This window comes from Polaromonas sp. CT11-55 (assembly GCF_047303325.1).
Lineage (GTDB): Bacteria > Pseudomonadota > Gammaproteobacteria > Burkholderiales > Burkholderiaceae_C > Polaromonas.
Genome location: NZ_JBKBEX010000018.1, coordinates 1 through 12,267, shown reverse-complemented (window position 1 = coordinate 12,267; position 12,267 = coordinate 1). Strand labels below are relative to the sequence as shown.

Annotated in this window: 10 protein-coding genes; 7 read left to right on the top strand and 3 right to left on the bottom strand. The window is 65.1% G+C overall.

Translation table 11 applies throughout. The features are described from left to right. Positions 1-500: 500 nt before the first annotated feature. Positions 501-677, bottom strand: a complete 177-nt coding sequence (locus ACEN8I_RS16230; protein WP_413329548.1) for a hypothetical protein — start codon at positions 675-677, stop codon at positions 501-503. Positions 678-963: 286 nt separating this feature from the next. Between ACEN8I_RS16230 and ACEN8I_RS16225 the strand changes: the two genes are divergently transcribed. Together ACEN8I_RS16225 and ACEN8I_RS16220 are read left to right on the top strand one after the other, a co-directional pair. Continuing rightward, on the top strand, positions 964-1,299 hold the full coding sequence (locus ACEN8I_RS16225) for a DUF883 family protein (protein WP_413329547.1): 336 nt from the start codon (positions 964-966) through the stop codon (positions 1,297-1,299). A gap of 173 nt (positions 1,300-1,472) precedes the next feature. Continuing rightward, complete coding sequence (locus ACEN8I_RS16220) at positions 1,473-2,408, top strand: DUF808 domain-containing protein (protein WP_413329546.1); 936 nt, start codon at positions 1,473-1,475, stop codon at positions 2,406-2,408. Here the strand turns inward: ACEN8I_RS16220 and ACEN8I_RS16215 are convergent. Next, on the bottom strand, positions 2,405-2,608 hold the full coding sequence (locus ACEN8I_RS16215) for a hypothetical protein (protein WP_413329545.1): 204 nt from the start codon (positions 2,606-2,608) through the stop codon (positions 2,405-2,407). The two genes, ACEN8I_RS16220 and ACEN8I_RS16215, sit on opposite strands and share 4 nt — an antisense overlap. A gap of 145 nt (positions 2,609-2,753) precedes the next feature. Beyond that, complete coding sequence (locus tag ACEN8I_RS16210; protein ID WP_413329544.1) at positions 2,754-3,725, bottom strand: LysR substrate-binding domain-containing protein; 972 nt, start codon at positions 3,723-3,725, stop codon at positions 2,754-2,756. Positions 3,726-4,205: 480 nt separating this feature from the next. Between ACEN8I_RS16210 and ACEN8I_RS16205 the strand changes: the two genes are divergently transcribed. The 5 genes from ACEN8I_RS16205 (at position 4,206) to ACEN8I_RS16185 (ending at position 12,248) form a co-directional block, all read left to right on the top strand. Continuing rightward, on the top strand, positions 4,206-5,078 hold the full coding sequence (locus tag ACEN8I_RS16205; protein WP_413329543.1) for an alpha/beta hydrolase: 873 nt from the start codon (positions 4,206-4,208) through the stop codon (positions 5,076-5,078). A 278-nt stretch (positions 5,079-5,356) separates the two neighbouring features. Further along, positions 5,357-6,595 (top strand): efflux RND transporter periplasmic adaptor subunit, encoded by a 1,239-nt coding sequence (locus ACEN8I_RS16200; protein ID WP_413329542.1) that lies wholly within the window; start codon positions 5,357-5,359, stop codon positions 6,593-6,595. A gap of 33 nt (positions 6,596-6,628) precedes the next feature. After that, positions 6,629-9,862 carry an efflux RND transporter permease subunit gene (locus tag ACEN8I_RS16195; protein ID WP_413329541.1) on the top strand — a complete coding sequence of 1,078 codons (3,234 nt, stop codon included), beginning with the start codon at positions 6,629-6,631 and terminating at the stop codon, positions 9,860-9,862. 28 nt (positions 9,863-9,890) lie between these two features. After that, positions 9,891-11,297, top strand: coding sequence for an efflux transporter outer membrane subunit (locus ACEN8I_RS16190; RefSeq protein WP_413329540.1), 1,407 nt, complete (start codon positions 9,891-9,893; stop codon positions 11,295-11,297). A gap of 408 nt (positions 11,298-11,705) precedes the next feature. Further along, entirely contained in the window at positions 11,706-12,248 is a 543-nt protein-coding gene (locus tag ACEN8I_RS16185; RefSeq protein WP_413329539.1) for a hypothetical protein, read from the top strand. Positions 12,249-12,267 lie beyond the last annotated feature (19 nt).

Here is a 12,267-nt window from a genome sequence, read left to right as displayed (position 1 = left end):
CCAGCCGGGGTCTCGCTAAACTCGCTACGCTGCGCTTCGCTCAAACAACGCGATCCCTGATCCGTCTGGCCCTGCGCTCCTCGGCGCATCCAGAAGGGGTGGGGGCAGGAATACCAAACAGCCGAACACCTGAAGAAACAAGGACACGCCGTGGCGTGTCCTTGTTTGTATTGGTCTTCTTGGTATTTCGGTATTCGGTTCCCGCTCCCGATTGCCCCGTCCTGGCTGGGCCGAGGAGCGCAGAGACAAGCGGATCAGGGCAAAAACTTGTTTGAGCGAAGCGAGTTGTTTTTGACCCCGCTTGGCTCGAGCACCGCAGGTTGCCCCGCAGCGCAGCGTAGGGGACCCAGACTGCGGGTCGCCTTTTCTTTGGTGACTTTCTTTTGGCGAAGCAAAAGAAAGTTACTTGCCGCCGGGCAACCCTCGGCCAGCTGACCTAAGAAGAGGAAGGAGGAGGAAAGAGGAGGAAGAGCGCGCTCAGCCGGAGCAAGACCCGGCCCTCAAGAAGGAACATTCACAACCCGCTCATCATCCGGAATGAGCGGCGTCCCCTCATCGGGCTCCACCGGCAACTCCAGGCCTTCGTCGTCTTCCGCGGCTTCTTCGGGTGGGCCGTAGCGGGGCTGGCCGTTGTCGGTCAGGCGGGATTTTGGGGCGCGTCTTGCATTCCTGGACATGAAACTCTCCTTGGGTGCGGATGAGGTTTTGATCAGGGCTTGATGATGGAGGTCTATGCGGCGCGGCCCGCCAAGCCAAGTGACCATTCTCCTGTCAGCCCGGTCCGACAGCCGGCCGGGCTTTGCAACACTCTCTTGTCCTACATGCAGCCTGTCCGGCCGCGCACAGCCCGCTGCCTGGGTTGTGCCTACAGTGGTCTGACGCACCGGATGATCATCTTTCGATGGCCTTTGGCACCGGCAACGCGACATCCGTATTTTGTGGAATTTTTTTGAAAGAAGCACCATGGACAAAACCACAGCATCGCCAGCCAACGGCAATCCCATCCAGCGCGGCGTCGAGTCCGCAGGCGCGGCGCTTCACAGCGGCATCGACAAAGTGGCCGATCCGGCGCGTAGCGCGGTGGACCGCGCCTCCTCGGCGGCGCACCAGGGCGTCGACAAGCTGGCAGATACCGCCAGCAGCGTTGCCGACCGTTTTGCCGACCAGACGCGCCGCATCAGCGAAGCGCCTGCGCATGCGCTGGAAGTCTCGAAATCCTGGGTGCAGGAAAGGCCGCTGGAAGCCGTGGGCGCGGCCCTGGCCGTGGGCTTTATCCTGGGACGATTGACGGCGCGCTGAGCCTGTGTTCCCTGCCTGGAAAAAGCCGCCTGCGGGCGGCTTTTCTCTTGCCGTCGCGCAAGTTAGGTAAAGTGGCGGCTCTTCCTCGGTGCGACACAAGTACAACGCCATGCGCCGGATGTCTCTTTCCCCATTCGCGGCTCTTTGCCGCGGCATTCACGAAAAGAATTCCCATGGCCAGCAGCCTGCTTGCATTGATTGACGACATCGCCACCGTACTCGACGACGTGGCGCTGCTTTCCAAAGTTGCCGCCAAAAAAACCGCCGGCGTGCTGGGCGACGACCTGGCGCTCAATGCCCAGCAGGTTGCCGGCGTCAAGGCCGATCGCGAACTGCCGGTGGTCTGGGCCGTGGCCAAAGGCTCCTTCGTCAACAAGGCCATCCTGGTGCCGGCGGCGCTGGCTATCAGTGCCTTTGCGCCCTGGGCGGTGACGCCGCTGCTGATGGTGGGCGGCGCCTTTCTTTGCTACGAGGGTTTTGAAAAGCTCGCGCACAAATTTCTGCACGGCGCACATGAGCAGGCCGCCGAGCACGAGGCGCTTACGGCCGCGCTGTCCAATCCAGCCGTCGACCTGGTGGCGCTGGAAAAGGACAAGATCAAGGGCGCGGTGCGCACCGACTTCATCCTGTCGGCCGAGATCATCGCGATCGCGCTGGGTACGGTGCAGGCCAGCCCCTTTGTGACGCAGGTCGCGGTGCTTTGCGGCATTGCCGTGGCCATGACGGTCGGCGTTTATGGCCTGGTGGCGGGCATCGTCAAGCTCGACGACGGCGGGCTTTACCTGAGCCGCTGCGCGGGCGAGGGCGCCTGGCCGCGCCTGCAGCGAAGCGGGGGCCGGGCGATCCTGTGGGCCGCGCCCTGGCTCATGAAGGGGCTGTCGCTGGCCGGCACGGCGGCGATGTTCCTGGTGGGCGGCGGCATACTCACGCACGGCTTCGCGCCCTTGCACCACTTCATCGAAACGCTCTCGCAGCAAGTGGCAACCGGCGCCGGCGCATTCCTGGCCGCGCTCTTGCCGCTGCTGATGGACGCGTTGGTCGGCCTGGTGGCGGGCGCGCTGGTGTTGCTGCTGGTCAGCCTGGCCAAACGCCTGAAGCCGCGCGCTTAGTCCTCAGGTTTTCGGGCCGGTTTGTCGTCCGGCGATTCGCGCTTGTCGTCGCCGGCTTCGCCCGCGGGCTGCTCGTCGTTCACGGGAAAAGGCCAGCGCCCTTTTTGCCGGGGCGGTATGGGCAGCACGGCTTCCCGTGCCCGTTGCTCCAGTGCCTTGCGGCTTTCGGCATCGGGCGCGGGGGCTTTCAATCTTGGCATGTGAGGTCTTTCGCAAGCGGTACAGGACGGATCCGGGAGGACGGGGGAGGACGGATCGGACAGGCCTTCACCTTAATGGGTGAATGCCGCCCGCCCTGTAGGCTGTCAGTGACGCCGGCTGTAGGAGATGCCGGGCTGGCGTCGGCTACTCGGCCAGTGCTTCGGCAACGGGCTGCGCGCGCGCGGCGCGCCCCGGCAGGCTGCTCTTGCGCTGGATCAGGTCGTGCCTGGCGAACAGGTCGGCGATCCAGTCGACGAAGACGCGCACCTTGTTGCTCAGGTGGCGGTTTGGCGGGTAGACCACGTGAATCGGCTTGGCCGCGGAGCACCAGCCGTTGAACAGCGGCTCCAGCGCGCCGCTGCTGATGTGCTGCTGCACCAGGAAGGTGACCGTCTGCAGGATACCCAGGCCGGCCAGCGCCGCCGCCACGCCGGCGTTCGAGTCGTTGACGGAGAGCTGGTGGTAGCCCTCGACCTCCACACTTTCGCCGTCCTTGTGCAGCGTCACGCCGTAGAGCTTGCCGTCGCGCGGCGAAACATAGCGGATCAGCCTGTGCCCATGCGCGAGTTCCTGCGGATGTTGCGGTGTTCCATGGCGCTTGAGGTAAGCCGGCGAGGCGCAGGACATCAAATAGAACTCGCCGATGCGGCGCGCCACCAGCGATTGGTCGGTGATTTCGCCGCCGCGTATCACGCAGTCCACGTTTTCGGCCAGGATGTCGATGGGCCGATCGCTCACGCCCAGCTCCAGCTGGATGTCGGGATAGCGCGCATAAAAATCCGGCAGGGCCGGAATCACCACCGCCATCCCCAGGGAAGAAGGGATGTCCACCTTGAGCCGGCCGCGCGGGCTGGCCTTGGCGCGCGACATGCTCGACTCGAGCTCTTCCATCTCGCCGAGCAGGCGGCCGGCGCGCTCGTAATAGGCCGCGCCGTCGGCCGTGACAGTAACCTTGCGTGTGGTGCGGTTGAGCAGCTTGGTGTCCAGCGATTGCTCCAGCGTCTGGATCAGCCGCGTCACGGTCGGCTTGGGCATGCCCATGGAGTCGGCGGCCTTGGTGAAGGTCCCGGCTTCCACGACCCGTACAAAGGCCTGCATTGCGGAAAACTTGTCCATGAAAAGTCCTGTCCTGTGGTCCTGGTAAGGGTCTGTCAATGCACTGGAGGCGCCGCGGGCCGATGGGCCTGCTGCCTCATCTCCTGGCGGCGGGTGGCCGCGAGGGTCTTGGGGAAAGCCGGGGAGATCCGCGAACAGAGGTCCGCGGGGGAACTGAGAGGGGCGATTGTGACCATCATGGCGGCTTCCCGTGACGGCCGACAAATAGCCCTTGGTCCTGTCCGGGTTTTCCCGGAGTCCGTTGACCCTGCCACGGCGGCAAGGCCCACACTTCGCGTCCCAAGTCTCAAGCCCCGGCAGTGAAGCGGGCAGGGGCTTGCGCGGCAAACAGCCCGGTACAACAGCGTGAGGGGCTCAGGCATACCCCGATTGTTGCACTGGTGAAATAAAGAATAAATGGAACGGCTATTTATTAAGTGACACCCCGGGCGTATCTTCTGCTGCATTGCAACAAACCGGAGGCCCTACGCGGTCACGACGATGAAAAGCCAGCAGCCCGCCCTCAAGGGCGACGACAGAACCAGCCCCCCGTGGGTCGAAAAGCAGATCCAGCTTGCGCTGAAAAAGCCGCTGGACGTGCGTTTCTACGGCCGCCGCGGCAGCGCGGGCGTGTCGCCGCTGGTGGTGCATTTCCACGCGGGCGCTTTTGTGGGCGGCTCGCTGGAAGGCGGCTCTTGCGTGGCCGGGCTGCTGGCCGACGCCGGCGCGGTGGTGATGTCGCTGGACTATCCGCTGGCGCCGGAGCATCCGTTTCCCAGTGCCGTTGAAATGGGCTACGCCGCCTTGGAGTGGGCATTCAAGGCCCGCCACAAGCTGGCCGGCGCGGGCGCGCCGGTGTTTGTGGCCGGCGAGGAAGCCGGCGGCAATATCGCCGCGGCCGTGGCGCTGATGGCGCGCGACCTGCAGGAGCCGGCCCTGGCCGGGCAGATATTGCTGTCGCCCATGCTGGACCCATGCCTGGCCACGGCTTCGCTGCGCGACGCCGAAGCCGGCCCAGTGGGCTGCACCTGGGCCGACGGCTGGCACAACTACCTGCCGCGCCTGGAAGACGCGAGCCACCCTTATGCCGCGCCCGGTTCGGCCTTTCGCCTGGCCGGCCTGCCGCCCACGCTGCTGATCACGGCGCAGGACGACCCGCTGCGCGACGAAACGCTGGCCTATGCCGCGCGCCTGCGTGCCGCCGGCCTGGTCGCGCTCGACACGGTGTTGCCCGTTCCCACCGGCTGGCCTTGCAGCTACCTGGAGCCGGCGGATGCCAAAAAGGCCTGGGGGCCGCTGCTCCATGAGCGCTTTGGCCGATTTTTTGCCACCGCGCTGGATGCGCGGACCGCCGCGCATGGCGTGGTGGCCTGAGTTTTATCGCTTGTTTTATCGCTTCAATTTTTTCTTTGAGGGAGTTCACCATGCCATTGATTCATCCGGATACCGATCAGCGCCGCGCGCAAGGCCGCGGCGGCTTGATGTCCCTGCACGGGCACCGTGTTAGGCGCCGCGCGCTTGACCTCAACTTAAGTTGAGGTTTTAGAGTCGCCGCTTTGCCGCTTTGCCGCTTTGCCCGACCCGCTCATCTCCCATTCACCTTTTCGTTTATCCGTTTTCAGTTTCATCCATCCATCTTCGAGAGAATTGACATGCCATCCATACAACTGCATACCCCCAAACGCCGCCTGCTGGCCGTGGCCCTCGCCGTGCTGGCCGTGACCGGCATCTCCGCCGCCGTGTTCGGCGTCTCCGGCACCCGCGCCCAGTCCGGTCCCGCCGCGCCGCAAGCCACCCCCGTCTCTGTCGCCACCGTGGTGCAGAGCGACGTGTCCGCCTGGGACGAGTTCTCGGGCCGGCTGGAGGCGGTCGAGCGCGTGGACGTCCGTTCGCGCGTGGCCGGCACCATACAGTCGGTGCACTTTCGCGAAGGTGCATTGGTCAAGAAGGGCGACCTGCTGCTGACCATAGACCCGGCGCCCTATGCCGCCGACGTGGAACGCGCCGATGCGCAGGTTGCCGCCGCCCAGGCCCGGGTCACCCAGGCCAAGGGCGAGCAGGAGCGCTCGCAGCGCCTGTGGAGCGAGCAAGCGATTTCCAAGCGTGAGTTCGACGAGCGCACCAACGGCAAGGGCGAGGCCGAGGCCAATTTACGCGCCGCGCAGGCGGCCCTGCAGACGGCGCAGCTGAGCCTGGGCTATACCCAGGTGCGCGCGCCGGTCTCTGGCCGCGTCGGCAAGCTCGAAGTGACCGTGGGCAATCTGGTCGCCGCCGGCCCGGGCGCTCCCGTGCTGACCACGCTGGTGTCCGTGAGCCCGATTTACGCGAGCTTTGATGCCGACGAACAGGTCGTCACCAAGGCCCTGAAGGACGTGGGCGGAAATGGCGGCAATAGCGGCCCGGCCAGCCGCAACCTCGAGCGCATTCCCGTGCAGATGGGCACCGCCGCCAGCACCGACACGCCGTTCGAAGGCAAGCTGCAACTGGTCGACAACCAGGTCGATGCCAAGAGCGGCACCGTGCGCGCCCGCGCGGTCTTCGACAACAAGGACGGCCAGCTGATGCCCGGCCAGTTCGCGCGCATCCGCATGGGCCAGGCCACCAAGGGCACGGCTTTGCTGATCAACGAACGCGCCGTCGGCACCGACCAGAACAAGAAGTTTGTGCTGGTGGTAGGCGCCGACAACAAGGCGGTCTACCGCGAGGTCACGTTGGGCGCCGCCGTCAACGGCCTGCGCGTGGTCAAGGGCGGCCTCGCCGCCAACGAACGCATCGTCGTCAACGGCCTGCAGCGCATACGTCCCGGCGCGCTGGTTGCGCCGCAAACGGTGGAAATGTCCGCCAAGGCCGAGCTCACCGAAAAAGCCGTCAAGGTCGCGGCCAAGTCCTGAGCCGCCCCTGACACCTGAACAAGAAGAATTGCCATGAATTTATCCAAGTTTTTCATTGACCGGCCCATCTTTGCCGGCGTGCTGTCGCTGCTGATGTTCATCGCCGGACTGATCGCGCTGCGCTCGCTGCCGATCGCCGAATACCCGGACGTGGTGCCGCCCACCGTGGTGGTGCGCGCCAACTACCCGGGCGCCAACCCCAAGGTGATCGCCGAAACCGTGGCCACGCCGCTGGAGGAATCCATCAACGGCGTGGACGGCATGCTCTACATGAGCAGCCAGGCCACCACCGACGGCCTGATGACACTCAACGTCACCTTCAAGCTGGGTACCGACCCGGACAAGGCGCAGCAGCTGGTGCAGAACCGCGTCTCGCAAGCCGAGCCGCGCCTGCCCGAGGAAGTGCGCCGCCTGGGCATCACCACCATCAAGAGCTCACCCGACCTCACCATGGTGGTGCACTTGCTCTCGCCCAACGACCGCTACGACATGACCTACCTGCGCAACTACGCGGTGCTCAATGTCAAGGACCGCCTGGCGCGCATCAACGGCGTGGGCCAGGTGCAGCTCTTCGGTTCGGGCGACTATTCGATGCGCGTCTGGCTGGACCCGCAAAAGGTGGCCGAACGGGGCCTCTCCGCCGGCGACGTGGTGCGCGCTATCCGCGAGCAGAACATCCAGGCTGCCGCCGGCGTGGTGGGCGCTTCGCCCGGCCTGCCCGGCGTGGACATGCAGCTGTCCATCAACGCACAGGGCCGCCTGCAAAGTGAAGAAGAGTTTGGCGACATCATCGTCAAGACCGACAAGGGCGGCGCCGTGACGCGCCTGCGCGACATCTCGCGCCTGGAACTGGGCGCGTCCGACTACGCGCTGCGCTCGCTGCTGGACAACAAGCAGGCCGTGGCCGTGCCGGTTTTCGCCGCGCCGGGCTCCAACGCCATCCAGATTTCGGACGACGTGCAGGCCGTGATGAAGGAGCTCAAGAAGAACATGCCCGAAGGCGTGGACTACGAGATCGTCTACGACACCACGCAGTTCGTGCGTTCGTCCATCGAAGCCGTGGTGCACACGCTGCTGGAGGCCGTGGCCCTCGTGGTGCTGGTCGTGATCATCTTCCTGCAGACCTGGCGCGCTTCCATCATCCCGCTGCTGGCCGTGCCCATTTCCGTCATCGGCACCTTCGCGGTGATGCACCTCTTCGGCTTCTCGATCAACGCGCTCAGCCTGTTCGGGCTGGTGCTGGCCATCGGCATTGTGGTGGACGACGCCATCGTGGTGGTGGAAAACGTGGAACGCAACATCGAGGCGGGGCTGAGTCCGCGCGACGCCACCTACCGCGCCATGCGCGAGGTGTCCGGGCCCATCATCGCCATTGCCCTGGTGCTGATCGCCGTGTTCGTGCCGCTGGCTTTCATCACCGGCCTGTCGGGCCAGTTCTACAAGCAGTTCGCGCTGACGATCGCGATCTCGACCGTGATCTCGGCCGTCAACTCGCTGACCCTGTCGCCGGCACTGGCCGCCATGCTGCTCAATGGCCACGACGCGCCCAAGGACGCGCTGACCCGCGGCATGGACAAGGTCTTCGGCCGTTTCTTCGGCGCCTTCAACAAGGCCTTTCACCGCGGCTCCGAGAACTACAGCCGCGGCGTCAAGGGCGCGATCTCGCGCAAGGCCGTGATGCTGGGTATCTACCTGGTGCTGGTGCTGGCGACCACGGGCCTGTTCAAGGCCGTGCCCAGCGGCTTTGTGCCCGGCCAGGACAAGCAGTACCTGATCGGCTTCGCGCAGCTGCCCGACGGCGCCACGCTGGACCGCACCGAAGACGTGATTCGCCGCATCAGCGACATCGCCATGAAGCAGCCCGGCGTGGAACACGCGATTGCCTTCCCGGGCCTGTCGATCAACGGCTTCACCAACAGCTCCAACTCGGGCATCGTGTTCTTGTCCCTGAAGCCCTTTGACCAGCGCAAGAGCGCGGACCTGAGCGCGGGCGCCATCGCCGGCCAGCTCAACGGCAAGTTCAGCGGCATCCAGGAAGCCTTTATCGCGATGTTCCCGCCGCCGCCCGTACAGGGCCTGGGCACCACCGGCGGCTTCAAGCTGCAGCTGGAAGACCGCGGCTCGCTCGGTTATGCCGCGCTGGACAAAGCCACCAAGGACTTCATGGCCAAGGCCTACCAGACGCCTGAACTGGCCGGCCTGTTCTCGAGCTTCCAGGTCAACGTACCGCAGCTCTACGCCGACATAGACCGCACCAAGGCGCGCCAGCTCGGCGTGCCGGTGACCGACGTGTTCGACACCATGCAGATCTACCTGGGCAGCCTGTACGCCAACGACTTCAACAAGTTTGGCCGCACGTATTCCGTGCGGGTCCAGGCCGACGCGCCTTACCGCGCCCGCGCCGAGGACATCGGCCTGCTCAAGGTGCGCTCGGCCACCGGCGAGATGGTGCCGCTGTCGGCGCTGATGAAGGTCACGCCCAGCTTCGGCCCGGAACGCGCCATGCGCTACAACGGCTTCCTGTCGGCCGACATCAACGGCGGCGCCGCGCCCGGCTATTCGTCGGGACAGGCGCAGGACGCGGTTGCCCGCATCGCGGCCGAAACCCTGCCGCCCGGCATCAGCTACGAGTGGACCGACCTGACCTACCAGGAAATCATCGCCGGCAACTCGGCCATGTGGGTGTTCCCGCTGGCGCTGCTGCTGGTCTTCCTGGTGCTGGCCGCGCAGTATGAAAGCCTGACCCTGCCGATCGCCATCGTGCTGATCGTGCCCATGGGCCTGCTGGCCGCCATGCTGGGCGTGAAGCTGACCGGCGGTGACAACAACATCTTCACGCAGATCGGCTTGATCGTGCTGGTGGGGCTGTCGGCGAAGAACGCCATCCTGATCGTGGAGTTCGCACGCGAACTGGAGTTTGCCGGGCGCACGCCGCTGCAGGCCGCGATTGAAGCCAGCCGCCTGCGCCTGCGCCCCATCCTGATGACCTCGCTGGCCTTCATCATGGGCGTGCTGCCCCTGGTGCTGTCGACCGGCGCCGGCGCCGAAATGCGCCATGCCATGGGTGTGGCGGTGTTCTCGGGAATGATTGGCGTGACGGCCTTCGGCCTCTTCCTCACGCCGGTGTTCTATGTCACCTTGCGCCGCCTCACGGGCAACCGCCCGCTCAAGCTGCACGGTGAAGTGCCGCACCTCGAAGCCTTCGCGGGCAGCGGCGGTGCAGGAGCACACGCCCAACCGGCCGCGCCCGTCAAGCTTCACGAATAACAACAAGCATCACGTTAAGGAGTTCATCATGAACCACACATCGTCAAAACTGCGCAGCGCGCTGCTGCCCCTGCTGGCCGCCCTGGTGCTGGCCGGCTGCGCCACCAGCGCTTCGGTAGACCCGGCCAGCATCCCCGCCGCGCCCGCGGCCTACAAAGAAAACGCCGGTGCGGCGGCTGTTGCCACCGCGACGGCCCCGCAATCACAAGGCGCCTGGTGGAAGGTGTTTGCCGACCCGGTGCTGGACCGGCTGGTCGAGCAGGCCGGCCAGAACAACAACAGCGTCAAGGTGGCCGCGGGCCGCCTGGCCCAGGCGCGCGCGATCTTGCGCAACACCGACGCCGACCGCCTGCCGCAAGTGGGCTTGAGCGGCGGCGCGGTGCGCCAGAGCAATATCACCACGAATCGCGTCGCGCAGACCACGGTCACGGCCGCCGCCAATTTTTCCTATGAGGTGGACCTGATCGGCAAGCTGTCGCTGAACTCGGACGCCGCCTCGCTGGACGCCCAGTCGCGCGAAGCCCTGCTGCGCAGCACCCAGCTGCTGGTGCAGGCCGACGTGGCGCAGGCCTACCTCAACCTGCGCGCGCTGGACACCGAACGGACCCTGGTGCGCGACACGCTGCAGGCCTATCGCAACACGCTGCGCCTGACGGAAATCCGCTTCAAGGAAGGCGACGTGGCCGAACTCGATGTGGCCCGCGTGCGTACCGAGGTCGCCGCCACCGAATCCGAAGCGTTGGCGCTGGACCGCCGCCGCGCCGAGATCGAACATGCGCTGGCCGTGCTGGTCGGCGAGGTGGCGTCCAGCTTCACAGTCGCGCCCACTGAATGGGCTACCGTGCTGCCCGTGATTCCGGCCGGCGTGCCCAGCACGGTGCTGGAGCGCCGCCCCGACGTGTCCGCCGCGCAAAGCAGCATGCAAGCCGCGCAGGCCCGCGTGGGAGTGGCCAAGGCCGCCTGGTTTCCGACCTTCTCGCTGACGGCCAACGGCGGTTATGCCGCGCCGGAGATCAAGGACCTGTTCAAGGTCTCCAGCCAGGCCTGGGGTGTGGGCGCGCTGCTGTCGCTGCCGATTTTTGACGGCGGCCGCCGCCAGGCCGGCGTGCAGAACGCGAATGCCGAACTCGACATCGCGCTGGCCAACTACCGCGAGCAAATCCTCGTCGCCTTCAAGGACGTGGAAGACCAGCTCTCGGCCCTGCGCCTGCTGGCCGAGCAGTCGGAAGCCCAGTCGCGCTCGGTGGCCTCGGCCACCCGCGCCACAGTGCTGTCGGATTCGCGCTACCGCAACGGCTTTGTCAGCCAGCTTGAATTGCTGGACGCCCAGCGCAGCGAGCTGCGCAACCGCCGCCAGGCGCTGCAGGTCAAGACCGCGCAATACCTGGCGACAGTGGGGCTGATCCGGGCTTTGGGGGGCGGCTGGAACACTTGAAAAAATAAGCACACCCCTATTGGCGCTCACTTCGTGTAGCGCCCTTCCCCTTGCAGGGGACAGGCGCTGGCGGCCTGGCGAAGCCAAGAAGTAAGTACACCCCTGTTGAAGCTCACTTCGTGTAGCTTCCTCTCCCCTTGCAGGGGACGGCGCTTGCGGCCTGGCAAAGCCAGTTCCACGGCGCCCTTGCTTGGGGGGAATTTGGGGTTTGCTATTGATTTAATAGCCGCTTTCCAAGGTGGGTATTGGGCTGTAGCCCGATTTGACTGCTAATTGACCACCCCTGTCGGCGCTCACCTTGTGTAGCGCCGTTTTCATTTCATGCAGGCGGCGCCTGCCGGCCCATGCCGGGCAGCTACCATCCGTTCAACAAGTTTCCGTTTTTTTAGAACAAACCAGGGGGAAAGAATGAAGTTGAACGTTCGGTTTTTTATGGCTGTTGGCGCCGCATTGACACTTGCGGCCTGTGTGAAAACCATGCCGCCGCTCGCACAGACTGATGAGGCGGCTCCTGTCAAAGTGATCATTTCCCAGCCAAACCACACCTATGCCGTGACAGGCGTTGTGTTCAAGCTGGAGCCGGACGAGAACGGCTGTTTGAGACAGAAAAGGCTGAAAAGCCAGTTGATGGGTGGATCGTACAAGCGCGTATTCAACGCGCACCCCGGTGACCTCGTCGCCGTTGCGGTGGCCTCCGAATACGACATCAGCACAAAAAGGGCCTGCAGCGCCGCCTATGCTTTCAAGATCGACCCTGGGTTCAAACGCTACGAAATGGGCTCGACGGGGACATGTGCGACCCTGGGTTTTTCCATGTTGGACGAAGCAGGTTTCAAGGGAACGACGAATGTGAAGACTGTCGCTTTCTCTTATCCCCTGACCCCCACCCTGGAAGAACGAAAAGCTGACGCTCCCTGCATCAAGGCGCCCCGGGAGATTTTTGGCGATTGAGCATATCCGGATGTGTCTA